Here is a 22722-nt window from a genome sequence, read left to right on the forward strand (position 1 = left end):
GGGGATCCGCCTCATCCATGATCCCACCCCTGTGGTAGTCGACACACCAATCCATCCACAGGCTTGGTGCAGGCAGTGTGTCGGCCGTGTGCAGAGTCGCGCCCGAAACCGCCCAGGGGCGTGGCACGATTGCCCCCTGCTCACCGCGTGCCGGCGGGCTCAGGATCGAGGGGGAACGTCCGATGGTTCATCCACCTGGGTGGGAACCACCCGGTGCCGACGACCAGCGGTCGGGCGGCTGGGGGCAGCCGCGGTACGTCCCCATCCCGCCGAGCCAGGGACCGCCACCGCTGTACGGCGCCACCCCCGGGTACGGCCCCGGGCTGCCGCCCGGTCAGGCGTGGGCGCCACCGACCCCAGGAGTGGTCCCGCTGCGACCGCTGGGTCTGGGCGACGTGCTGGACGGCGCGGTGCGCACCATGCGGCACAACCCGCGGGTCATGTTCGGTCTCTCCGCACTGGTGATGGGTATCGCGGTCGTGCTGTCGACGGCGCTGCTGCTGCTCGGGCTGCCGCAGGCGCTCGACGCACTGGATCCCGCCAACGGCAGCTTCGGCGCTGACCAGGCGGCCGACCTGGTCGGTGCTGGGGTCGTCGCCGTGATCATCCCCGCCCTGGTCCAGGGGCTGGCCCTGTCGGTGCTGAACGGCATCCTGATCAGCGCGGTCAGCGACGCGGTCATCGGGCTGCGTCCGAGCACGGCCGAGGTGATCCGCCGGGTCGGTTGGCGCGGTGTCGGCCGCCTCGTGGCGCTCACGCTGCTCAGCAGCCTGCTGCTGCTGCTCGCCCTGGTGGTGATCGCCCTGCCGGTCGCCGGCCTCTACTTGCTCGCGCTGCCGGCCGGGGTGCTGGCCACCGTGGTCGGCGTGCCCCTGGCGATCTGCACGCTGGTCTACCTGTACATCCGACTGGCCTTCGCGGCACCGGCGATGCTGCTGGAGCGGCTGGGAGTCTGGGCCGCGCTGCGTCGCTCGTGGCGGCTCGGCACCGGCTCGTGGTGGCGGGTGCTCGGCGTCCTGCTGCTCACCGGGCTCATCGGCTGGGTGGCCTCGAGCCTGCTGCAGCTGCCCTTCGGCATCATCGGCGAGCTGGTCGGGGCGGCCATCGGGGTCGGCGACGACACCTCCACCATCACCATCTCGCTGCTGGTCTCGTCCGCCGTCTCGAACCTCGGCACGGTGGTGTCGGCCGCCGTGGTGTCACCGTTCGGGGCCGCGGTGGTCTGCCTGCTCTACATCGACCTGAGGATCCGGCGCGAGGGGCTGGACGTCGCGCTGGCCCGCGCCGCAGCCAACAACGCCAGCGCCCAGCGCGCCGAGGACCTGCCGTGATCCGGCCGACCCGGCCGACCCGGCCGACCCGCTTGACGCGGCGCCGCCTCGTGGGCCGGTGCCGGTGAGCCTGGGCTGGTCCACCGCACCGCTCGAGCCGGGCCGCATCCTGGCGCGGGAGTGGGCCCGACAGGAGCTGAGCGACCCGGTGTATGCCAGGGCCCGGCCCGGCCTGCTGCACCGCGCGGTGCAGTGGGTGCTCACCAAGCTGGGTGAGATCGACTTCCGGCCGTCCGCGCTGACCAACCCCTACGCGGCGCTCGCCCTGCTCGCCCTGCTCGTCGTGGTCGTCGCCGTGGTGGTCCGACTGCGCACCGGACGACTGCGTGGACCCAGTCGCGGCCCGCGCCAGGACGGACTGTTCGACGACGCCGTGCTCAGCGCCGGCCAGCACCGGCTGCTCGCCGAGCATGCCGCGGCGCAGGGACGCTGGGCCGACGCCGTCCGGGAGCGGTTCCGGGCCGTCGTCCGCTCGCTGGACGAGCGCGCGCTGCTGGACGACCGCCCCGGCCGGACCGCCGACGAGGCGGCCCGCGAGGCCGGCCGGGTGCTCCCCGACCTGGCCGACCGGCTGACCCTGGCCGCAACCGTCTTCGACGACGTCAGCTACGGCGACCGGCCGGCCACCGCCGAGGACGACGAGCGGCTGCGGGCGCTGGACACCGCGGTCGCCGGTGGCCGGCTCGGCGCGGGGACGCCGCGGTGAGGCGGGGCTGGCGTTTCCCGGCGATGCTCGCCGCCGTGCTGGTCGCCGCGGTCGGGCTGAGCCTGCTCCTGTTGCGTCCCAGTTCCGGGGCCCGGCTGGACCCGGCCAGCGCTGCCCCCGACGGCTCGCTGGCCCTTGTCCACGTGCTGCGCGACCACGGAGTCGACGTCCGGGTCCGGCACCGGTTCGCGGATGTCAGCAGGGACGTCGGCCAGGCCTCCGGCCCGGTCGGAGTGGTGGTCGCCCGGCCGGATCTGCTGGGCGTGGGGCGGGCGGCAGACCTGCGCCGGCTGACCCAGGACGGCCGTTCCGACCTCGTGGTGGTCGCCGCTGGCAACGACGTGCTGGCCGACCTCGACCTGCCCTACGGATCGGGCCCGGCCGCCGAGACCGGGCTGCTGCACCCGGCCTGCGGTGCCGCCCTGCCGACCCGGGCCGGCACCGCGTACTTCGACGACCTCGCCTACTCCCGCAACGACATCGCTCAGACGCACGGCCAGACCGCGTCCTGCTACCCGGTGCAGCGGCTGCCCGGCCAGCCGGCCGCCGCGGCCTACGTGGAGATCGCCTTCGACGACGGACGCATCACCACCCTGCTCGGCTCCGGCACCGCGATGACCAACGACCGGATCGGCACGGACGGCAACGCGTCCCTGTCCGTGGGCGCTCTGGGACGTCGGGCCGAGCTGGTCTGGTGGACGCCTGACCCGCTGGACGGCGCGCCGCAGGCCGAGGCACCGACGATCAACGAGCTGCTGCCGGACGCCGTGCGGTACGGGGCACTGCAGCTCGTCGTCGTCCTCGCGGTCGTCATCATCTGGCGGGCGCGCCGGTTCGGACGGCTGGTCCCCGAGCCGCTGCCGGTCGTCGTCCGAGCGATCGAGACCACCCGCGGACGGGCCCAGCTGTACCGCCGGGCGCGGGCGCGCGGGCGCGCCGCGCAGGTGCTGCGGGTCGCTGCCGTCCGGCGGCTGGCCACCCGAACCGGCCTGGCCCGCACGGCTGACGTCTCGGCCGTCGCCGCCGCCGTGGCCACCGCCACCGGACGACCCGCCGACCAGGTCGAGGACCTGCTGGTGGGACCTGACCCCGCGGATGACGCCACACTGGTGCGGCTTGCCCGCGACCTGGACGCCCTGGAGAAGGAGGTTCACCGACCGTGACCCAACAGCCCGCACCCGAGCCCCCCGGCGACCGTGCCGAGGAGGCGCGCGAGGCGCTGCGCGCGGTGCGCACCGAGGTCGCCAAGGCCGTGGTCGGCCAGGACGCCGCCGTCACCGGTCTGGTGATCGCCCTGCTGGCCGGCGGGCACGTGCTGCTCGAGGGCGTGCCCGGGGTGGCCAAGACCTTGCTGGTCCGCACCCTGGCCGCGGCGCTCGACCTGTCCACGTCGCGCGTGCAGTTCACCCCCGACCTGATGCCCGGTGACGTCACCGGCTCGCTGGTCTTCGATGCGCGGACGGCGGAGTTCTCGTTCCGCGAAGGCCCGGTGTTCACCAACCTGCTGCTTGCGGACGAGATCAACCGGACACCGCCCAAGACCCAGGCCTCGCTGCTCGAGGCCATGCAGGAGCGCCAGGTCAGCATCGACGGCACCCCTCGACCGCTACCCGACCCGTTCGTGGTCTGCGCGACCCAGAACCCGGTGGAGTACGAGGGGACCTACCCCCTGCCCGAGGCGCAGCTGGACCGCTTCCTACTGAAGCTGAACCTGCCGGTTCCGGCCCGCGAGCAGGAGGTGCAGGTGCTGCAGCGGCACGCGGACGGCTTCGACCCGAGCGACCTGCCCGGCGCCGGCGTCCGGGCCGTGGCCGGCCGCGAGCACCTGACCGCGGCCAGCGCCGCCGTACGGACCGTGCACGTCGCCCCCGAGGTGCTCGGCTACGTGGTCGACCTGGCCCGGGCGACGCGGGTGTCGCCGTCGCTGTCGCTGGGCGTCTCGCCGCGTGGCGCCACCGCGCTGCTGGCCACCAGCCGTGCGTGGGCCTGGCTGGCCGGCCGCACGTACGTGACGCCCGACGACGTGAAGGCCTTGGCGGCGGCGACCTTGCGACACCGGGTCTCGCTGCGACCGGAGGCCGAGCTCGAGGGCGTGACCGCGGACGCCGTGCTGGACGGGGTGCTGGCTTCGGTACCCGTTCCCCGATGAGGCGGCCGGCGTGGCGCTGACCGGTCGGTGCGCCCTGCTCGCCCTGCTCGGGGTGGGCTGGGTGGCGTTGGTGCAGCCCAGCGTGGCGGGCGTCGGCGTCTGGTTGCTCGTGCTCGCGACCGCCATCGCCCTGGACCTGCTGCTCGCGGCCAGCCCAGGAAGGCTGACGGTCACCCGGGCGGCGACTGGCTCGGTCCGGCTGGGTGAGCCGACGTCGTCCGAGCTGACCGTGCTGAACTCCGGACGACGCCGGCTGCGCGCGCTGGTCCGGGACGCCTGGCAGCCGTCCGCCGGTGCGTCCGACGTCCGCCAGCGGCTCGACGTCCCGGCCGGCGAGCGACGTCGGGTCAGCACCGCGCTGCTGGCCCGCCGGCGCGGCGACCTGCGGGCGGATCGCCTGACGGTGCGCTCGCTGGGGCCGCTGCGGGTGGCCGCCCGCCAGCGCTCCATCGCGACGCCGGGTCGGCTGCGGGTGCTGCCCCCGTTCACCTCGCGCAAGCACCTGCCGAGCCGGTTGGCTCGGCTGCGCGAGATCGACGGCCGGTCCAGCGTGAACGTGCGCGGCCAGGGCACCGAGTTCGACTCGCTGCGCGACTACGTCGCCGGGGACGATGTGCGCAGCATCGACTGGCGGGCCACCGCCCGGCGCAGCGAGGTCCTGGTGCGCACCTGGCGCCCGGAGCGGGACCGCCGGGTCGTGCTCGTGCTGGACACCTCACGCACCGCAGCGGCCCGGGTCGGTGACGAGCCGCGGCTGGATGCGGCGATGGACGCCGCCCTGCTGCTTGCCGCACTCGCCAGCCGGGCCGGTGACCGGGTCGACCTGATCGCGGTCGACCGCCGGCTCCGGGCTCGGGTCGAGGGTGCGGGCGCGTCGTCCCTGCTGTCGGCGCTGGTCAGCGCGATGGTGCCGCTGCAGGCCGAGCTGGTCGAGGCGGACTGGTCGGTGGCGGTCGGTGCGATCGCCGGGCGGCTCACCCAGCGCTCGCTGGTGGTGCTGCTGACGTCGCTGGACTCCGCGGTGGTCGAGGAGGGACTGCTCCCGGTGCTCGGCCAGCTGACCCGGCGGCACCAGGTGGTGGTCGCCTCGGTCGCCGATCCGGAGATCGAGCGGATGAGCCGGGTGCGGACCAGTGCCGAGGACGTGTACGCCGCCGCGGCCGCCGAACGGACGCGGCTGGAGCGCGAGCGGGTGGCCCGGCTGCTCGGCCGACTCGGTGCCGACGTGGTGGACGCCTCCCCCGTCGACCTGCCGCCGCGGCTCGCGGACCGCTACCTCGAGCTCAAGGCCGCCGGCAGGCTCTGAGGGCAGCTCAGGCCGCCGGGCACTGACCGCGTCAGCTGAACTGGGTGAGTGAGAGGACGTTCCCGTCGGGATCGCTGAACCACGCGATGCGGTCGCCGTTCGGGGTGGTCCACACGCCCTGGGCGTCCTGCTCCATGCCGTCGTAGCGGGCGAACACCACGCCGGCGGATTCGAGGCCGGTGACCGTCTCGCCGATGTCGGCGACCCGCCAGCCCAGGACGGTGTAGCCGGGCTTGGCGACCTCACCCACCGCAGTGACGCGCAGCATCGTGCCGTGCGCCTCGAACACACAGGCGTACGGGTTCTCATCGACGACCGGGAGCCCGAGAACGGACTCGTAGAAGGTCCGCGCCCTGGCCAGGTCGGCGGTGGGAGCGAAAGCAATCAGGTCACTGTCAGCGAGCACGTCGACTCCTCGGGCTCTGGTCCTCGACCGTCCGGCGCATGACCCAGCGCCACTTCGCGATGCGACGGTCACGGTCGAAGCCGAACTCCTCGAACAGGCTCTCCGGGCCGGTGTGCAAGTAGGCGCCTCGCTGCGGTCCGCGGCCCTCCAGCTGCTCGGGGTACGCCTCGACGACACCTCCGCCGGCCTGGCCGATCGCGCTCAGCGCCGCGGCCAGCGCGGCCCGGACCACGCCCTGGCGCCGGTGCTTGCTGTCGGCGAAGACGCAGCCGATCCGCCAGTCGGGCAGGTCCACGAGCTCCTTCTCGTAGGCCTTGGCGTTCTTGATCGTGGCGACCTCGCCGGGCGGCCCGTACTGGCACCAGCCCACGCACTCACCGTCGAGATAGGCGAGGATCTGGTGCACCGTTCCGTTCTCGACGTGCGCACACTTCGCCGCGCGGTTGCCCTCCCGCGTCTCCTGGAATCCGTCCGGGTGGAAGCCGATGCACCAGCACCCACCCCAGACGCCGTTGTTCGCCTCGACCAAGGCAGCGAAATCGGCCCACGTCTGCGGCGTGAGCGGCTTGGTCACGTACTCCCCCATCGGTGGCGTCGTCACCACACCACCCTGCCTCAGCCGCTGACCGGCAGCGAGTCCCCGACGTAGGCCTCTTCCAGGTCGCCGATCTCGCCGCGTGCCACCGCCCACCGGCCGAGCGTGAACACGTACGTCAGGAACGCGGCCTCCACCAGCACGCCGATGCCGATCCGCGCCCACGTCGGCAGCGGGGACGGCGTCACGAACGCCTCGATCACGCCGGAGACCGCCAGCACCAGCACCAGTCCCATCGCGATGGCGACCGCCGCGCGACCCTCCTCGGCCAGCGCCCGCGAGCGGGTCCGTGGCCCGGGGTCGATCCAGGCCCAGCACAGTCGCAGCCCGGCACCCGCGGCGATGAATACCGCGGTGAGCTCGAGCAGGCCGTGCGGCAGGATCAGGCCGAAGAAGAGGTCCAGCCGTCCGCCGCTGGCCATCAGCCCGCCGACCACACCGACGTTCATCGCGTTCGAGTAGAGGATCCACAGCACGGGCAGGCCGAGCACCCCCGAGGCGATGCACAGTGCGGCGATCCAGGCGTTGTTGGTCCACACCTGGGCGGCGAAGCTGCCGGCCGCGTACTGCGAGTAGTAGCTCTCGAAGTCGTTCTGCACCAGGCTGCGGATCTTGTCGTCCGTGGCCACCGCCGCCTGCACCTGCGGGTGGGTTGCGACCCACCAGCCCATCGCGAGCGCCACCAGCAGGGACGCCAGCGCGCACATCCCCCACCACCAGCGCGTGCGGTACAGCGCGGCCGGGAACGACGTCGTGAAGAACCGGGACAGGTCACGCCAGGCCGCCTCGTGGCTGCCCGTCGTCGCCGCCCGGGCCCGGGCCACCAGGGTGGACAGCCGGGCGACCAGCGCCGGGTCCGGCGCGGTGGACCGGACGACGGACAGCTGGGTGCCGACCCGCTCGTACAGGGCCACCAGCTCGTCTGCCTCGGCTCCGCTGAGCCGCCGTCGACCGCTCAGGTCGTGCAGCCGCGCCCACTCGTCACGGTGCGCGCTGACGTAGGCGTCCAGGTCCACTCGCCGACCCTATTGCCTGCTCACGTGGACTGCGGGGGCAACCCGCTAGCCTGCCCGAATGGACGCGATGGTGACCGGCGACGCGGTCCTGCTCGACGTCCGTCCGGCGTCCTTCGCCTCGCGCGCGGTGTCCGGCTCGATCGACCTCGGGACCGAGGTGCTCGTCCTGCTCGGGCTGTTCGTGGTCATGACCCAGCTGGTCGCTGGCCTGGACGGCGCGGCCGCGGCGGCTCTCACCCTCGTCGTGCTCATCGCGGTGGCGGTCGGCGTACCGGTCACCATCGAGACGCTGACCCGCGGCCGGACGCTGGGCAAGCTGATCATGGGGATGCGCGCGGTGCGCGACGACGGGGGCCCCATCCGCTTCCGGCACGCCCTGGTACGCGGCCTGGTCGGCTTCGTCGAGATCTGGGTGCTTTGGGGGGTGCCGGCACTGATCAGCTCGCTGGTCTCGCCCGACGGCAAGCGGCTCGGCGACCTGGCGGCCGGCACGTACGTGGTGCGCGAGCGTCCGTCCCGGCAGGTCTCGGTGATGGCCACGATGCCGCCGCAGCTGGCCGGTTGGGCCCGGCACGCCGACATCGGGCGGCTGCCCGACGGGCTCGCGCTGGCCGTCCGGCAGTTCCTGAGCCGCGCGAACGGCATGCACCTGGCGGCCCGAGCCGACATGGCCCACTCGCTGGCCGACGCCGTGTGCGAGCACGTGTCGCCGCAGCCGCCACCTGGCACCCACCCCGAGCTGGTGCTGGCGGCGGTGCTCGCCGAGCGACGCAACCGGGACGTCGTCCGGCTGGCCCGTGAGCAGCAGCAGCGGTACCGGTTGGCCGGCACGAACTCGGTGGAAGCAGCACTGGCGCGGGTGCACCGCCCCTGAGGACGGCGCACCCGCGCCAGTCATGGACCGCCCGGCGGGCGGCCGGTCAGCTCAGTACCGGTAGTGCTCCGGCTTGTACGGGCCTTCGACCGGCACGCCGAGGTACTCGGCCTGGGCCTTGGACAGCTCGGTCAGCTGGACGCCGAGGGCGTCCAGGTGCAGCCGGGCGACCTTCTCGTCCAGGTGCTTAGGCAGCACGTGCACGCCGAGCGGGTACTCCTCGCCGCGGGTGAACAGCTCGATCTGGGCGATCGTCTGGTTCGAGAAGGAGTTGCTCATCACGAAGCTCGGGTGACCGGTGGCGTTGCCGAGGTTCAGCAGACGCCCCTCGGACAGCACGATGATCGAGTGGCCGTCCGCGAAGGTCCACTCGTGCACCTGCGGCTTGATCTCGGTGCGGGTGACACCGGGGAGGCGGGCCAGCCCGGCCATGTCGATCTCGTTGTCGAAGTGGCCGATGTTGCCGACGATCGCCTGGTGCTTCATCTTCTGCATGTGGTCGGCGGTGATCACGTCGTAGCAGCCCGTGGTGGTGACGAAGATGTCGACGTCGCCGACCACGTCCTCGAGGCGGGCGACCTGGTAGCCCTCCATCGCGGCCTGCAGCGCGCAGATCGGGTCGACCTCGGTGATCAGCACCCGAGCGCCCTGGCCGCGCAGTGAGTCCGCGCAGCCCTTGCCGACGTCACCGAAGCCGGCGACCAGCGCCACCTTGCCGCCGATCAGCACGTCAGTCGCCCGGTTGATGCCGTCGATCAGGCTGTGCCGGCAGCCGTACTTGTTGTCGAACTTGCTCTTGGTCACCGAGTCGTTGACGTTGATCGCGGTGAACAGCAGCTCGCCGGCCTCGGCCAGCTGGTAGAGCCGGTGCACGCCGGTCGTGGTCTCCTCGGTCACGCCCTGGATGCCGTCGGCGACCGTCGTCCACTTGGTCGGCTCGGCCGCGATGGTGGAGCGCAGCACGTCGAGGATGACGCGGTACTCCTCGGAGTCGGCCTCGGTCGTCTCGGGCACCGCGCCGGCACCCTCGAACTCCTTGCCCTTGTGCACGAGCAGGGTGGCGTCGCCGCCGTCGTCCAGGATCATGTTCGGACCCTCGCCACCGGGCCAGGTCAGGATCTTGACCGTGCAGTCCCAGTACTCGGGCAGCGTCTCGCCCTTCCAAGCGAAGACCGGGACGCCCTGCGGGTCGTCGACGGTTCCGTTCGGGCCGACGACGGCGGCCGCGGCCGCCTCGTCCTGGGTGGAGAAGATGTTGCAGGAGGCCCAGCGCACCTGCGCGCCGAGAGCCGTCAGGGTCTCGATCAGCACGGCGGTCTGCACGGTCATGTGCAGCGAGCCGGCGATCCGGGCGCCGGCCAGCGGCTGGCTCGGGCCGAACTCCTCGCGCAGGGACATCAGGCCGGGCATCTCGTGCTCGGCCAAGCGGATCTGGTGCCGGCCGGCCTCGGCCAGGTTGAGGTCGCGGACCTGGTAGTCGAACGTCATGGGTGTGCCTTTCGGGTTCGCCGTGCTTCATCGGGTGCGTCATCGGGTACGAGGAACGGACCAGCCCAGGGGCCAGCACGCTCGCACCCGGCGCGGCCCCTCTGGGCCTGCGGCATCACCGACGCCGGAAACGACATCCACCTTACCGCGTCCGGCCACGACCCACCGACTCGTGGTGGGTTGCGGGGGTCTCACCGGCCCGTGAGACCCCCGCAACCCACCACAAGTGCGGGAAAAGGGGCGGGCGGGAAGGGGGCGGGCGGGAAGGGGGCGGGAAGGGGCGGCGGGGGGTGGGGGGACGGGGGATCAGGGGCGGCGGATGTCGGGCTCGAGGTAGATCACGCTGGCGATCGGGACGGCGTCGCGCACCCGGCGCTCGGCGGCGTCGATCGCCAGGGCCACGTCGGCGGCGGTCTCGGTCGCGCCGACCGCGATCTTGGCGGCGACCAGCAGCTCCTCAGGGCCGAGGTGCAGGGTCTTCATGTGGATCACGGACTCGACGCCCGGCCCGACCAGGGCGGCCTCGATGGCGCGCACGTTCGCCACCGTGGCCGACTCCCCCAGCAGCAGCGACTTCATCTCGACGGCCAGCACCACGGCGACGCTGACCAGGAGCGCGCCGATCATCGCCGTGCCCGCGGCGTCCCAGCGTCCGTTGCCGGTGACCAGCGTCATCGAGACGCCGAAGAGCGCGAAGACCAGGCCGATCAACGCGGCCAGGTCCTCCAGCAGCACCACCGGCAGCTCGGGTGCCTTCGCCGTCCGCACGAACTGCACCCACGACAGGCCGCCGCGCACCTCGTTGGACTCGTGGATCGCCGTCCGGAACGAGAACGACTCCATCGCGATCGCGCCCAGCAGCACCACGATCGGAACCCATCTCCAGGCGTCGATCCCGTGCGGGTCGTGCCACTTGTGCCACGCCTCGTAGAGCGCGAACAGGCCACCGATGCTGAACAGCACGATCGAGACGATGAAGCCGTACACGTACCGCTCGCGGCCGTAGCCGAACGGGTGCTCGGCGGTCGCCTCCCGCTCGGACCGCTTGCCGCCGACCAGCAGCAGCACCTGGTTGCCGGAGTCGGCCAGCGAGTGGATGCCCTCGGCCAGCATCGAGCTCGACGCGGTCAACGCGAACGCGCCGAACTTGGTGACCGCGATCCCCAGGTTCGCGGCGAGCGCCGCGACGATCGCAGTCTTGCCACCACTTGCCGACATGCCGGTGCTCCAGTGCTCGAATCGGTGGGCTCAGCGCGCGTCGCGCAGGTCCGCGACGTGCGGTGACAGCCCGGGGTCCAGCCCGAGCGCCAGGGCGAGGTAGACGGACGCGAAGTCGGTGCGCGCCACCAACCCGGACAGCCGCTCGAGCGGGTGCCCGGGATCGGCGGCGACCTCGCTGACCGCGACCCCGACGTCCTCGGCCAGCCCGCGCACCCGGTCCGCCAGCTCGGCGGCCTCGAAGACGTCCTGGCCGTCCCGCGCCGGGTCCGGTGGCGGCTCGCGCAGCATCAGCAGGCGCAGGCTCGGCCCGGTCGGTGCGTCCAGGAACGGGTCGGCGAACACGTCGTCCGGCCGTCCGGTGAACGGTCCGTCGAACGTCGCGACCACCTCGCTCGCGTCGTCCGGGAGTGAGCCGAACACGGCGGGCGTGCGCGCGGTGCGGGCCAGCATGGCGGCGGCCCGTCGCGCCGCCACGCCGGTGACGAGGCCGTCACCGAGCACCACCGGCACGGAACCGGCCAGCTGCACCGCGAGCACCTTGGCGGGGTTCACGAACGACTCGGACGCCGGACGGGCCGCCTCGGCCTCGTCGTCCAGCCGGTCGGCCACCCGGGCGAGCAGCGCGTCGTCCACGTCCACCATGCCGAGCGCGTAGGCGGCCTGCAGCACCGGGACGAGCAGCGACCAGAACGAGGTGCGCGAGCTGGCACCGGCCGCCGACCGGCCCGGCTCGTGCGGCCGCTTCACCGGGACGTGCACGCCCCGGGCCCGCGCGCACACGTCGGCCAGCGGCGAGTCCGGCGCACCGACGGTGAGCAGCCGGGCGCCGCGGCGTCCGGCCTCCGCCGCCAGTGCCAACGGGCCGCCCGCGCGTCCGGACAGCGACACGGCGACGACCAGGTCCAGCGGACCGACCCAGCCGGGCAACGGCAGGCCGCGGCGCACCGTGACCGGGATCGGGGCACCGGCCCCGGCGAGCAGGGCCAGCACGTCGGCCACCATCGCCGACCCACCGAGCGAGGCCACCAGCACCGATCGGGGGCGGTCACCGTCCCCGATGGAGGCGACGCCGGCCTCGTGACCGCGGACGATCGCCTCGCGCACCTGGGCGCCGGCCGTGGCCAGCGCGCGCAGCACGCCGGTCGGGTCCGCCGACCCGATCGCCTCGGCGTCGTCCAGCAGCTCGGTGTCCATCAGGGTCGCACCCGCTCAGGTCGACGGCGGACGGGCCTCGTCGATCAGCATCACCGGGATCCCGTCGTCCACCCGGTACGCGAGGCCGCAGTCCGCGCCGGTGCAGACCAGCTCGGGCGCACCCGTGGGGCCGGTCTCGTCACGGACTTCGGACAGGCACTTGGGGCAACGCAGGATCGCGCGCAGCCACGGCTCGATGGCATTCGGTGTGGTCACGGGGACAGCCTGCCAGGTCAGGCCCGGATGAGCGCCAGTGCCCGGTCACGAACCTGCGCCATCGTCGCCCGGTCGACCGCCTCGACGTTGAGCCGCAGCAGCGGTTCGGTGTTGCTGGCCCGCAGGTTCAGCGACCAGGTCAGCCGGCCGTCCGGGGCGTCGCAGGTCAGGCTCAGCCCGTCCAGGTGGTCCTCCTGCACGCCGTCGCCGGCGAACGCCAGCCGGACCGCCTCGGTGCGCTCGACGGGGTCCGACACAGTGCTGTTCAGCTCACCGGAGGCGACGTACCGCTCGTAGCGGCCGACCAGCGCGGACAGGGGGCCGGCCTGCTCGCCGAGTGCGGCCAGCACGTGCATCGCGGCCAGCATCCCGGTGTCCGCGAACCAGAAGTCGCGGAAGTAGTAGTGCGCCGAGTGCTCGCCGCCGAACACGGCGTCGTGCTCGGCCATCTGGGCCTTGATGAATGAGTGGCCGACCCGGGTCCGCACCGCTCGTGCGCCGAGCTCGCCGACCAGCTCCGGGACGGCCCGCGAGGTGATCAGGTTGTGGATCACGGTGGGGCTGCCGCCAGCGGCCAGGTCCTGCTCGATCTCGCGGGCGGCGACCAGGGCGGTGACCGCGCTCGGGCTGACCGGCTCGCCGAGCTCGTCGACCACGAAGCAACGGTCCGCGTCGCCGTCGAAGGCCAGCCCGAGGTCGGCCCCGTGCGCCAGCACCGCGGCCTGCAGGTCCACCAGGTTCGCCGGCTCGAGCGGGTTGGCCTCGTGGTTGGGGAACGAGCCGTCGAGCTCGAAGTACAGCGGGACGACGTCCAGCGGCAGGGGGGCCAGGCCGCAGGCAGTGCCGAGCACCGCGGGTGCGGTCAGTCCAGCCATCCCGTTGCCGGCGTCGACGACGACCTTGAGCGGACGGCTCTCGCGCAGGTCCACCAGGTCGCGCAGGTGGCGGCCGTAGTCGACCAGTACGTCGCGACGCACCTGGCCGGCGGCGGGCGCGCGCTCCTCGCCGCGCGCGAGCAGTTGCTCGGCGATCCGCCGGACGTCGGCCAGGCCGGTGTCCTGGCCGACCGGCCGGGCCCCGGCCCGGCAGAGCTTGATCCCGTTGTACTGCGCCGGGTTGTGGCTCGCGGTGAACATCGCGCCGGGGCAGTCCAGCGCCCCCGAGGCGTAGTACAGGGCGTCGGTGGAGACCAGCCCGACCAGGATCACGTCCTTGCCGCGCGAGCGCGCCCCGGCGGCGAAGGCGTCGGCCAGCCCGGGCGAGGAGTCACGCATGTCATGGCCCACGACCACGGAGCCGGACCGGTCGTCGGCCACCACCTCGGCGAAGGCCGCGCCCAGCGCTCGGGCGACCCGCTCGTCGAGCTGTTCGGGGACCACGCCACGCACGTCGTACGCCTTGACGATCGAGGACAGGCTGGGCATCCGGGCTCCGCGGTCGGTGTTGAGCGGACCCTCGGGGCCGGGGTCGCGGTGCCCGAGCCTAGCCGGGGCCACGACGGACCCCGGCGTCGGTCAGCTGACCTTGCGGGTGCGCTCGATCACGTCGCTGACGGACAGCTCGATACCCAGGTGGCTCCAGGTCTTGTGACCGCAGACGCGGCAGGAGATGAAGTCGACCGGGGTGCCGTCGGTGAGGTTCATCGACAGCGAGGTGACCCGCGGCGACGAGCACCCGAGGCAGGACGCGACGGTGCGGGCCTCGCGCTGGGTCAGCGAGCCGAGCGGCAGGGAGGGGCGTGCGGCGGCGGAACGAGCCATCAGGGTGACCTTCCGAGCGGAGCAGGAAACGCGCCGGGCGAGCGCGACATTTACAACGTCGTCCAGCCGCCCGGAAACCTTGAGCAGTCGGCGTGTCGCGACTATTCGGACAGCGCCGACCACAGTCCTCCCGCCCATCTCATACCTGGTCTCAGACGCGGTCTCAGATCTGGTCGCGGTCGCGCAGCACCCGCAGGTGGCCCCGGCGCCCGATCTCGACCGTGCCGGCGGCGACCGCGGGAGCGGCCGGCATCACCGGACGCGCGGCCTCGCGGACGGCGTTCGCCAGGGCCAGCAGGTCGTCGTCGCTCGGACCGGCCGGCTCGACCTCCGGCGCCAGACGCATCACCTCCCACCCCCGGGGGGCGGTCAGCCGCTCGGCGTGCACGGCGCACAGGTCGTAGCAGTGCGGCTCGGCGTAGGTCGCGAGCGGACCGAGCACCGCCGTGGAGTCCGCGTACACGTACGTCAGGGTCGCGATGGCCGTGCGGGTGCACGCAGGGCGGGTGCACCGACGCAGGGGGTTCACGAGGTTCGACGTTACCGGCCCGGAGCGACACCGAGCGGGATTGCCGGACCGGGCGCAGGTCGTGTCGGGCGCAGCGACGTCAGCGCCGTCCGGGTCGACCTAGACTGGCGGGGTGCTGCGCCGGCCCCCTCCCATCCCAGACCCGCGCTCAGGTGCCCGGGTCCCTCGGCGGGACCGCCGCGGCCGCGGGCTGCGTGGCCCCCTCGCTCCGGCCGACCTGCCCGCGCACCGCTCCCGCCGTGCCCAGTTCGACGACCTCGTACTGGACGCCGCCGACCGGCTCGAGCAGCGCTGGTCGCGCGAGCTGGACGGCGTCGAGTTCGCGGTGGAGGACGTACCACCCAGCGACCCGGCGCCGTGGGAGCACGGCGAAGTGCCGCTGGGCCGGCTGTTCCCCGCGCAGGGCGCGCTGTCCGCCCGGGTGGTCGTCTACCGGCGTCCGCTGGAGACCCGCGCACCGGACCGCGAGGCGCTGGCCGCGATGGTGCACGAGGTGGTCGTCGAACAGGTGGCGCACCTGCTCGACCTGGACCCCCGCCAGGTCGACCCGGGGCTGGACGACGACTAGCGCCGAAGCGCGCTAGTCGGCCGCCGCGGCGATGTCCGCCGGCACCCGGGACAGCACCACCGGACGCAGCGGCAGCGAGGTGATCAGCAGCCCGGTGGCCAGCTGGACCCGCATCTCGCGAGCCGCCAGCACCGGACCGCCGCCCGGCCGCGGCTTCAGCCAGACGGATGCGCCGACCAGCGGCACGACGCGCGTGATGCCGCCAGTCAGATCCACCGTGCTGGTGGTGATGGCGCCGTCCGCACCCACGGACACCACGTCGATCGAACCCGCCTTGGCAGGGGTGCTGAGCAGCAGGTCCGTCTGCCAGCCCGCGGGCTGGGCCACGTAGGCCAGCCCGATCAGCGAGGACACCGGCGAGCTCGATGCCGACCAGGCGAGGTCCGCGCCGGCAGCGGTCTGCGCGGTCCGGACCATCGCGCCGGCGACGACCGGCTCGTCCGACGTCACCTGCACCGCGTAGGCACCGGCCGGCACGGCCGACAGGTCCACGTCGTGCGAGGACCCGGCCGGGACCCGGACGACGGCTTCGTCCCCGAGGTCGACGTCGCCCTTCTCACCGATCAGTCGCACCTGGGTGACCGCCTCGCTCGGTCCAGGGACGGCGATGCGCAGCAGCGCACCCGCGCCCTGCACCCGCACCCCCGGCACGAGCACGGTCCGGGCGGCCGGCAGCGAGGCGACCACGTCGTCACCGCCGAGCGGCGTGGTGCCATCCAGCCACGAGTCGTTCAGCACCGCGCTCACCGTGCCGCCGCTGCTGCGCACGTGCACCACCGGCGCCTTGACGTCCGGCGCGAGCGCGTCCAGCAGCAGCACGGTGCGCGAGTGCGCGGCCAACGCGACCGTGCTGCCCGGCGTCCGGGTCACCGGACCGGTCTCGCCGAGCACGTCGACACTGACCTGCGCGGTGGACTCGTGCGGGTTGCTGAGCACCAGCCGGCCCCGGCGTCCGACGTCCGTGCCGCCGCCGACCAGCCAGATGTCGTCGGAGGGCTCGGTGCAGGTGGCGCTGCTCAGAGCGCGCAGGTCGCCGGTCGGCACGAGGGTGACCTGCTCGGCGACGGCGCCGGGGGCGGCGGCCCCGCGTGCCCGGACGACCGGTGAGACGTCGGACGTCACGCCGGTCCCGACCCGCGCGGACAGGTCCTGACCGGTGCCGATCGGCGCCGAGGACTGCTTGCCCGCCACCACCTGGAGGGTCCCGGTGGCGGCGGCGCCGCCGACGTTCGCGGCCGGACGCAGTGCGGCCGACGGCGCGGCCCCGAACACCTGCGCCGGTGCCGGAGCGGTCGAGCTGGCGGCACCGCGGACGCCGACCGTCTCCGGGCCCGGACAGACCAGGTCACGGGCGTCCACCGGCACCGCGTGCGGCGTGCGCGGTTTGGCCGAGGTCGGCTGGCCGGCCCGCGCCGGCGGGATCGTCACCGCCACCGCGACCACGCCCAGCCCCAGCACCGGAACCGCCAGCTTGGCCCCCAGCTGGGCCCAGCGGGCCACGCTCATCGCAGCTCTCCGGTCGGACGCCGCACCGGCAGCGCGAGCAACGTCACGAGTGCGAGCAGGGCGAGCTGCAGCCAGCGCCAGCTGGTCACTGTCCTGTCGCCCGCGGTGATCACCAGGTGCCCGCCCGCGGCCGGCACCCGGTACGCCTGCCGCCAGCTGCCGTCGCCGGCCAGCCGGACCGCCTGCAGCGGCGTGCCGTTCAGCTCGGCGTGACGCAGCGCGGTCGGCTTCTCGGACAGCACCACGACGCGACCCTTGCCACCGGCCGGCACCTTCGTGTCGACCACCCCGTGCGGACCGGACGTCGGGACGGCGCTGAGCGCCTTGCCCGACGAGGACACCAGCTGCACGCGAGCCGTGGCGTCCAAGCCGCCGGACCCGACCCGGTAGAGCTGGCCGTCGGCCGAGCGGCCGATCCGGGCCAGGCCGGCGGTCGACTCCAGCCGGTCGGTGAGCTCGGCCGGTGCCGGGTCGCGGACCAGCACGAAGCCGACCGCGAGCTGGCGCAGTGCGTCGACGACGTCCTTGCCGCGAGGCACCGTCCCGGGGTCGACCAGGGTGGCGACCACTGCACGCGCCGGGTCGACGTCCGCACCGGACCCGGCCGGGGCCCGGACATCGCGCGCGACCGCACCGGGCTCGCCGCCGTCCAGCAGGTAGGTCAGTCGGCCGGCGTCGGCCGCCAGCACGAGGGTGCGGACCGCGAGCGGACCGTAGGCGGCGTCCGCGGCGACGGCGGGCAGGCCGCCGCCCTTCGTGTGCTGCAGCGGCCCGTCGGCGCCCTGCCAGGCCCAGCCCGCCGCGGCCACCAGCGGTGCCAGGACGGCGACCACGACGAGGGGCGCGAGCAGCAGCTGGCGCCAGCCGAAGCCGTACCGGGCCAGCCGGGTCTGCAGACCGTCGACCGCGACCAGCGGTGCGGCCAGCAGCGCGAGCAGCGCCAGCAAGGCACCGCTGCCCGCCCAGCCGGTCAGCACCTGCTGCCCCGGCCGGCTGACCCGGACCGTGGGAGCCAGCACGGCCAGCGCGAGCCCGAGCACGGCGATCATCCCGAACGCGGCGACCACCCAGCCACGTCCACCGCCGCGCAGCAGCGCGACCAGCGCGAGCAGAGTGAGCGGTCCGAGCCACAGCGCCACGGTCCACAGCGGCCAGCCCTGGTGCAGCCCGAGGACGTCCGTCCAGGCCCGCCAGACGCTCAGGCCGTCCGCCAGTTGGCCGACCGGTGCCGGGTCGGCGACCGCGCCGGGCCCGGCGAGCAGCAACCGCGGATAGTCCAGCAGCTCGACCAACCACGGTCCGAGCAGCGCCACGGACAGCACCGCGACCAGCAGGGCGCGCAGCCGGGCAGTACCCCGAGCCAGCAGCACGCCGGCCAGCGCGATCGCCACACCCGCAGCGCCCAGCGCCGGGACGGCGGAGCCGACCACCGCGATGCCCAGCGCCGCCGCGAAGGTCGCGGTCAGCCGGCCCGGACCCTGCCTGGTCAGCGCGCGGCCCAGCACCGCAGCGACCAGCGGGAGGATGACAGTCACGGCCACCGGGCCGACCCGGCCCTGGCTGACGGCCGTGGTCAGGATCGGTGCGGCTCCCCAGACCAGGGCCGCCCAGGCACGCATCCACCGGGAGCGGGTGGCGAAGCCGGCAGCCGCGTAGGCGGACAGTGCCGCGAGCACCGGCGCGGCCACCAGCAGCACGGTGATGCTGCGCGCTGGAGCTTCGACGCCGGCCACGGTCTGGACCAGCCGGATCCACCCGGCGTCCAGCAGGGCGGCCGGCGAGGCGAGCTGCTCGGTGCCCAGGCCGGGGCCGCGGACGGCGTCGAGTCCGGCGTGCCAGTGCTGCACGGCGTCCGCAGGGCTCGGTCGCAGCTCGCCGCCGGTTAAGGACCCGGTGCCCAGCCCGGCGTCCGCGAGCCGGCGCCAGGCCACCGCGGTGACCGTGACCAGGACGGCGATCACCCAGGTCAGCGGGTGCCGCAGCACCCGTCGCGGCCAGGTGAGCGGGGTGATCAGTACGGGTTCGGCCTCTTCGGCCGTCGGCCCGGTCTCGCCCAGCGCGGCCGCTGGGTCCGCCGGGTTGCCGATCGGGTGCGCGGCGTCGTCCTCGCCGGCGGCCCAGCCGCTGAGCACGTCCGCGGCCCGGCGCATCGGCGCCATCCGAGGGCTGAGCAGCGAGGACAGGCTGCGGCCGGGAACGCGACGGCGGCCGCGGGCCCGCCAGCGCGACCCGAGCCAGCGCCAGGGCGCGACCAGGGTGACACCGAGCGCGAGCACCTCGTCGGCGGCCCGGCGCGGCGACTTCGCGGCGAGCAGCGCGGCGGTGCGGGCCAGCGCCACCAGCGTGAGCCAGCAGAGCAGGAAGGGCAGCGCCAGCAGTGAGCACCGGGCCAGCGCCACGTGCTGCCCGTGCTGCAGATCGACCCTGCGCACCGGGCCGGGCGCGGCGTCCGCAGGCCGCAGGCCATTGCCCATGGCCTGCGCGTCGGCGACCACGGCCCCGGGGGCCAGCACCACGCGGTGGCCGGCCAGATGGGCCCGCCAGCAGAAGTCGATGTCATCGCGGAGCAGGACGAGAGCGGGGTCGAAACCGCCGAGCTCGTCCCAGACCGCCATCCGGACCAGCAGTCCGGACGACGGGACGGCGAGCACGTCGGTGCGGTGGTCGTGCTGGCCCTGGTCGCGCTCGATGCCGTCCACGCCGGTGTCCCGTCGGCCGGCCCGGCCGACGGTCAGACCGACCTCGAGCAGCCGGTCGGCGTCGTCCCAGTCGACCACCTTGGGACCGACCACGCCGACGGACGACGAGGCGCCGGCCGCGACCAGCAGCCGGTCCAGTGCCGCCGGCTGCGCGGCGGTGTCGTCGTGCAGCAGCCAGAGCCAGGCCACGTCATCCAGGCCGGACTGCCCGCGCACGTGCTCCACGGCCAGCCGCACCGCGGCTCCGAAACCGGTCTTCCGCGGCGCGCTGAGCACGGAGCCCTCGCCCAGCTCGGCCCGCAGCAGATCCAGGGACCCGTCGCTGGAGCCGGTGTCGACTGCGAGGACGGCGTCCGGCTCGCGGGTCTGCTCCCGCAGCGACCGCAGGGCACGCCGCAGCCAGGCCGCCCCGTCGTGAGCGACCAGCACCGTCAGGACCCGGCCGACCGTCGGCGCTGTCGCCGGCCGAGTGATGGCCAGGGCACCGTCCGGCGGGGCCGGTGTGGTGAGTGTGATCAGACCGCCTGCTTCTTCAACCGGCGACGCTCACGCTCCGACAGCCCACCCCAGATGCCGAACCGCTCGTCGTGTGCGAGCGCGTAGTCGAGGCACTCCGAACGCACCTCGCAGGACACGCAGACCTTCTTGGCCTCGCGTGTCGAGCCGCCCTTCTCGGGGAAGAACGCCTCCGGATCGGTCTGCGCGCACAGTGCGCGTTCCTGCCAGGACAGCTCGGCGTCGCCGGCGTCAGCCAGCTCGAGCAGCCTCGGCATCTCCATCGAGCCCAACGTCACCGGCGCTGCCGGTGCGAGCGAGGCCTCACGGCGCAGGAACGCGTCGAAGTCCTCGCCAACGGGCGGGTGGTCGATACCGGGGAAGTCCTCCGTGCCGCGCTGCCGTCCGATCATGCTGCCTGCGGGTGCTGCATCCAGCTGGTTCACGGCCCCTCCTCGACCCTAGATGCCTGCCGCCCCCTCCCCGAGGGCAACATGACACGTTTGGAATTACACGCGTGTCATGCCCTTCTCGTCAAGCCGTCTGGTGATATTCAGCGATTGGCCGCCAGATAGGTCCGAACGGGTGACGGGCCGCCGCTTCGCCGGTGCGGGCGGCTGACAGACTCGGGCCATGCGAATCACTGCCATCGCCGGAGGCGTCGGTGGCGCCCGCTTCGTCCGCGGGCTGCTCGCCCACCTGCACGGCTCGGCCGATCCTGATCTGCGCGACAGCCAGGTCACGGTGATCGGCAACACCGGCGACGACATCACCCTGTTCGGGCTGCGGGTCTGTCCCGACCTGGACACCGTGATGTACACGCTCGGTGGCGGCATCGACGACAGCCAGGGCTGGGGCCGCCAGGACGAGACGCACGTGGTGCAGGGCGAGCTGGCCGCCTACGGCGCGCAACCGCAGTGGTTCGGGCTCGGCGACCGCGACTTCGCGACGCACATCGCTCGCAGCCAGCTGCTCGACCTCGGCGTGCCGTTGTCCCAGGTGACCGAGGTGCTCTGCGCGCGGTGGGGGCTGCCCGAGCGCGGGGTCCGGCTGCTGCCGATGAGCGACCAGTCGGTGGAGACGCACGTCGTGGTGGACGACGAGCAGGGACGCCGCGCGATCCACTTCCAGGAGTGGTGGGTCCGGCACCAGGCCGCCCTGCCGGCCGAGCAGATCGTGGCCGTCGGCGTGGAGCGAGCAGTGGCCGGACCCGGTGTGCTGGACGCGATCCGGGACGCCGACGTGGTCCTGCTGCCGCCGAGCAACCCGGTGGTCTCGATCGGCATCGTGCTGTCCGTGCCCGGCGTGCGCGACGCGGTGCGCGGCACCCGAGCCCCGGTTGTCGGGGTGTCCCCGCTGATCGCCGGACGCCCGGTGCGCGGACACGCCGACGCCTGCCTGGCGGCGATCGGGGTCGAGACCTCGGCGCTGGCCGTGGCCGGCCTGTACGAGGACTTCCTGGACGGCTGGCTGGTGGACGACGCCGACGCCCAGGCGTCGTGGCCGGCCCGGCTGGCGGTGCGCTCGCGGCCGCTGCTGATGACGGACGTGGACGCCGCCGCGGCGATCGCCGGCGCGGCCCTGGACCTCGCGCTCGAGCTGCAGGGCGACCGTGCCCGAACCTGATGCGCTCTGCGTGCGGGCCGTCGCACTGGCGGAGGTGCGCGCGGGCGACGACCTGGCCGCACTCCTGCTGGCGGGCTGCGGCGAGCTGCTGGACGGTGACGTGCTGGTGGTCTCGTCCAAGGTGGTCTCCAAGGCCCTCGGCCTGACCGCGGACGTCGGTGAGCGCGATGCCGTCGTGGCGGCGCAGTCTGTGCGGGTGGTGGCCGAGCGACGCACGCCGCGAGGGTTGGCCCAGGTGGTCGAGTCGGTGGCCGGGCCGGTGATGGCGGCGGCCGGGGTGGACGCCTCGAACACCGCGGCCGGCACTGTCCTGCTGCTGCCGGCCGATGCCGACGCCGAGGCCCGCACGCTGCGCGCTCGGCTGCGGTCGGCCGGTGCGCCCACGGTCGCTGTGGTGGTCAGCGACACCGCCGGGCGGCCCTGGCGCACCGGGCAGACCGACTTCGCACTCGGCGCCGCCGGGCTTCGTGTTGTGGACGACCTGCGAGGCAGCCTGGACGCGGGTGGCCAACCCCTGGAGGTCACCGAGCGAGCGGTCGTCGACGAGCTGGCCGCCGCGGCCGACCTGGTCAAGGGCAAGGCTGCTGGGACGCCGGCCGCCGTCGTCCGCGGATTCGGCTCGTTCGTCACCGACGAGGACGGACCTGGCGCTTCGATCCTGTTGCGCGACAGGGGTTCTGACTGGTTCCGCTACGGGCACGCGGAGGCCGCCCGGGCAGCGCTCGGCGTCGAGCCCGGGGTGGTCGCGCCGCCGTCCGTGCTGCCGGAACCGTTGCAGCACAGGGTGGAGCGGGCGATCGAGGTGGCCCGCGCGGGGGCCCCGCAAGACGTCTCGCTGGCCGTCGCGGCGTCGGACGGCACGGTTCGAGTGACGGTCCGCGGCGGCGGCTTCGACTGCGGCCGGTTCGTGCAGCGCCTGCAGGTCGCCCTGTGGGCCGAGGACCTGGTCGGGCGGCTCGACTCCCTCGAAGACACCGGGGCTCAGGTGGTCGCAGCGGTGGTTGCAGCGAACCGGGGGTGATCACCACCACCTGGCT

General features: G+C 73.9%; 22 protein-coding genes. 9 read left to right on the top strand and 13 right to left on the bottom strand.

Annotated features, from left to right (window positions below):
• The first annotated feature begins 182 nt into the window (after window positions 1–182).
• Genes ACPPVT_RS16950 through ACPPVT_RS16970 form a run of 5 tightly spaced genes read left to right on the top strand, consistent with a single transcriptional unit; the run spans window position 183 to window position 5492 of the window.
• On the top strand, window positions 183–1331 hold the full coding sequence (locus ACPPVT_RS16950) for a glycerophosphoryl diester phosphodiesterase membrane domain-containing protein (protein ID WP_426562287.1): 1149 nt from the start codon (window positions 183–185) through the stop codon (window positions 1329–1331).
• 58 nt (window positions 1332–1389) lie between these two features.
• Window positions 1390–2037 carry a DUF4129 domain-containing protein gene (locus ACPPVT_RS16955; protein WP_426562289.1) on the top strand — a complete coding sequence of 216 codons (648 nt, stop codon included), beginning with the start codon at window positions 1390–1392 and terminating at the stop codon, window positions 2035–2037.
• A complete protein-coding gene (locus ACPPVT_RS16960) occupies window positions 2034–3200 on the top strand; it encodes a DUF4350 domain-containing protein (protein WP_426562291.1) in 1167 nt (388 codons plus the stop codon). The genes ACPPVT_RS16955 and ACPPVT_RS16960 overlap by 4 nt, the downstream gene beginning before the upstream one ends.
• Entirely contained in the window at window positions 3197–4186 is a 990-nt protein-coding gene (locus tag ACPPVT_RS16965; RefSeq protein ID WP_426562293.1) for an AAA family ATPase, read from the top strand. Before ACPPVT_RS16960 ends, ACPPVT_RS16965 begins: the two co-directional genes overlap by 4 nt.
• 10 nt (window positions 4187–4196) lie before the next feature.
• Complete coding sequence (locus tag ACPPVT_RS16970) at window positions 4197–5492, top strand: DUF58 domain-containing protein (RefSeq protein ID WP_426562295.1); 1296 nt, start codon at window positions 4197–4199, stop codon at window positions 5490–5492.
• Between the two features lie 31 nt (window positions 5493–5523).
• On the opposite strand, the gene ACPPVT_RS16975 is transcribed toward ACPPVT_RS16970, so the two are convergent.
• Genes ACPPVT_RS16975 through ACPPVT_RS16985 form a run of 3 tightly spaced genes read right to left on the bottom strand, consistent with a single transcriptional unit; the run spans window position 5524 to window position 7509 of the window.
• The gene (locus ACPPVT_RS16975; RefSeq protein ID WP_426562297.1) at window positions 5524–5898 is read right to left on the bottom strand and encodes a VOC family protein; all 375 of its coding nucleotides are present in this window, start codon (window positions 5896–5898) and stop codon (window positions 5524–5526) included.
• Complete coding sequence (locus ACPPVT_RS16980) at window positions 5888–6499, bottom strand: GNAT family N-acetyltransferase (RefSeq protein WP_426562299.1); 612 nt, start codon at window positions 6497–6499, stop codon at window positions 5888–5890. Before ACPPVT_RS16980 ends, ACPPVT_RS16975 begins: the two co-directional genes overlap by 11 nt.
• 14 nt (window positions 6500–6513) lie before the next feature.
• Window positions 6514–7509 (bottom strand): stage II sporulation protein M, encoded by a 996-nt coding sequence (locus ACPPVT_RS16985; protein WP_426562301.1) that lies wholly within the window; start codon window positions 7507–7509, stop codon window positions 6514–6516.
• A gap of 58 nt (window positions 7510–7567) precedes the next feature.
• Here ACPPVT_RS16985 and ACPPVT_RS16990 point away from each other — a divergent pair, with 58 nt between their 5' ends.
• On the top strand, window positions 7568–8383 hold the full coding sequence (locus tag ACPPVT_RS16990; protein ID WP_426562303.1) for an RDD family protein: 816 nt from the start codon (window positions 7568–7570) through the stop codon (window positions 8381–8383).
• Window positions 8384–8434: 51 nt separating this feature from the next.
• Here ACPPVT_RS16990 and ahcY read toward each other — a convergent pair whose 3' ends face one another.
• The 7 genes from ahcY to ACPPVT_RS17025 form a co-directional block, all read right to left on the bottom strand.
• Window positions 8435–9871 carry an adenosylhomocysteinase gene (gene ahcY, locus ACPPVT_RS16995; RefSeq protein ID WP_426562305.1) on the bottom strand — a complete coding sequence of 479 codons (1437 nt, stop codon included), beginning with the start codon at window positions 9869–9871 and terminating at the stop codon, window positions 8435–8437.
• Between the two features lie 306 nt (window positions 9872–10177).
• Window positions 10178–11089, bottom strand: coding sequence for a cation diffusion facilitator family transporter (locus tag ACPPVT_RS17000; RefSeq protein ID WP_426562307.1), 912 nt, complete (start codon window positions 11087–11089; stop codon window positions 10178–10180).
• Window positions 11090–11119: 30 nt separating this feature from the next.
• Window positions 11120–12286, bottom strand: a complete 1167-nt coding sequence (locus tag ACPPVT_RS17005; RefSeq protein WP_426562309.1) for an SIS domain-containing protein — start codon at window positions 12284–12286, stop codon at window positions 11120–11122.
• A gap of 15 nt (window positions 12287–12301) precedes the next feature.
• Window positions 12302–12502, bottom strand: coding sequence for a Trm112 family protein (locus tag ACPPVT_RS17010; RefSeq protein WP_426562311.1), 201 nt, complete (start codon window positions 12500–12502; stop codon window positions 12302–12304).
• Between the two features lie 17 nt (window positions 12503–12519).
• The gene (locus ACPPVT_RS17015; protein ID WP_426562313.1) at window positions 12520–13926 is read right to left on the bottom strand and encodes a phosphomannomutase/phosphoglucomutase; all 1407 of its coding nucleotides are present in this window, start codon (window positions 13924–13926) and stop codon (window positions 12520–12522) included.
• Between the two features lie 90 nt (window positions 13927–14016).
• A complete protein-coding gene (locus ACPPVT_RS17020; protein ID WP_426562315.1) occupies window positions 14017–14262 on the bottom strand; it encodes a hypothetical protein in 246 nt (81 codons plus the stop codon).
• Between the two features lie 163 nt (window positions 14263–14425).
• A complete protein-coding gene (locus ACPPVT_RS17025; protein ID WP_426562317.1) occupies window positions 14426–14791 on the bottom strand; it encodes a DUF3499 domain-containing protein in 366 nt (121 codons plus the stop codon).
• Between the two features lie 112 nt (window positions 14792–14903).
• Here ACPPVT_RS17025 and ACPPVT_RS17030 point away from each other — a divergent pair, with 112 nt between their 5' ends.
• Window positions 14904–15359 carry a metallopeptidase family protein gene (locus tag ACPPVT_RS17030; RefSeq protein ID WP_426562319.1) on the top strand — a complete coding sequence of 152 codons (456 nt, stop codon included), beginning with the start codon at window positions 14904–14906 and terminating at the stop codon, window positions 15357–15359.
• A 12-nt stretch (window positions 15360–15371) separates the two neighbouring features.
• On the opposite strand, the gene ACPPVT_RS17035 is transcribed toward ACPPVT_RS17030, so the two are convergent.
• The 3 genes from ACPPVT_RS17035 to ACPPVT_RS17045 all read right to left on the bottom strand — a co-directional run bounded on the left by ACPPVT_RS17035 (window position 15372) and on the right by ACPPVT_RS17045 (window position 20337).
• Window positions 15372–16865 (bottom strand): DUF5719 family protein, encoded by a 1494-nt coding sequence (locus tag ACPPVT_RS17035; RefSeq protein ID WP_426562321.1) that lies wholly within the window; start codon window positions 16863–16865, stop codon window positions 15372–15374.
• Window positions 16862–19993: a glycosyltransferase gene (locus tag ACPPVT_RS17040; protein ID WP_426562323.1), complete on the bottom strand. Its 3132-nt coding sequence runs from the start codon at window positions 19991–19993 to the stop codon at window positions 16862–16864. Before ACPPVT_RS17040 ends, ACPPVT_RS17035 begins: the two co-directional genes overlap by 4 nt.
• 86 nt (window positions 19994–20079) lie before the next feature.
• Entirely contained in the window at window positions 20080–20337 is a 258-nt protein-coding gene (locus ACPPVT_RS17045; RefSeq protein ID WP_426567186.1) for a WhiB family transcriptional regulator, read from the bottom strand.
• Between the two features lie 355 nt (window positions 20338–20692).
• Here ACPPVT_RS17045 and cofD point away from each other — a divergent pair, with 355 nt between their 5' ends.
• Together cofD and cofE are read left to right on the top strand one after the other, a co-directional pair.
• A complete protein-coding gene (cofD, locus tag ACPPVT_RS17050) occupies window positions 20693–21685 on the top strand; it encodes a 2-phospho-L-lactate transferase (protein WP_426562325.1) in 993 nt (330 codons plus the stop codon).
• Window positions 21672–22706 carry a coenzyme F420-0:L-glutamate ligase gene (gene cofE / locus ACPPVT_RS17055; protein ID WP_426562326.1) on the top strand — a complete coding sequence of 345 codons (1035 nt, stop codon included), beginning with the start codon at window positions 21672–21674 and terminating at the stop codon, window positions 22704–22706. Before cofD ends, cofE begins: the two co-directional genes overlap by 14 nt.
• Window positions 22707–22722: the final 16 nt, after the last annotated feature.

The organism is Angustibacter sp. McL0619 (genome assembly GCF_049994355.1).
Lineage (GTDB): Bacteria > Actinomycetota > Actinomycetes > Actinomycetales > Angustibacteraceae > Angustibacter.

What these genes read in the sequence shown, in the direction of transcription:
- ACPPVT_RS17005 (WP_426562309.1), bottom strand. Translation starts at nt 12,286, where the DNA reads ATGGACACCGAGCTGCTGGACGACGCCGAGGCGATCGGGTCGGCGGAC.
- ACPPVT_RS17035 (WP_426562321.1), bottom strand. Translation starts at nt 16,865, where the DNA reads ATGAGCGTGGCCCGCTGGGCCCAGCTGGGGGCCAAGCTGGCGGTTCCG.
- ACPPVT_RS16950 (WP_426562287.1), top strand. Translation starts at nt 183, where the DNA reads ATGGTTCATCCACCTGGGTGGGAACCACCCGGTGCCGACGACCAGCGG.
- cofD (WP_426562325.1), top strand. Translation starts at nt 20,693, where the DNA reads ATGCGAATCACTGCCATCGCCGGAGGCGTCGGTGGCGCCCGCTTCGTC.
- ACPPVT_RS17000 (WP_426562307.1), bottom strand. Translation starts at nt 11,089, where the DNA reads ATGTCGGCAAGTGGTGGCAAGACTGCGATCGTCGCGGCGCTCGCCGCG.
- ACPPVT_RS17045 (WP_426567186.1), bottom strand. Translation starts at nt 20,337, where the DNA reads ATGCCGAGGCTGCTCGAGCTGGCTGACGCCGGCGACGCCGAGCTGTCC.
- ACPPVT_RS16990 (WP_426562303.1), top strand. Translation starts at nt 7,568, where the DNA reads ATGGACGCGATGGTGACCGGCGACGCGGTCCTGCTCGACGTCCGTCCG.
- ahcY (WP_426562305.1), bottom strand. Translation starts at nt 9,871, where the DNA reads ATGACGTTCGACTACCAGGTCCGCGACCTCAACCTGGCCGAGGCCGGC.
- ACPPVT_RS17015 (WP_426562313.1), bottom strand. Translation starts at nt 13,926, where the DNA reads ATGCCCAGCCTGTCCTCGATCGTCAAGGCGTACGACGTGCGTGGCGTG.
- ACPPVT_RS17020 (WP_426562315.1), bottom strand. Translation starts at nt 14,262, where the DNA reads ATGGCTCGTTCCGCCGCCGCACGCCCCTCCCTGCCGCTCGGCTCGCTG.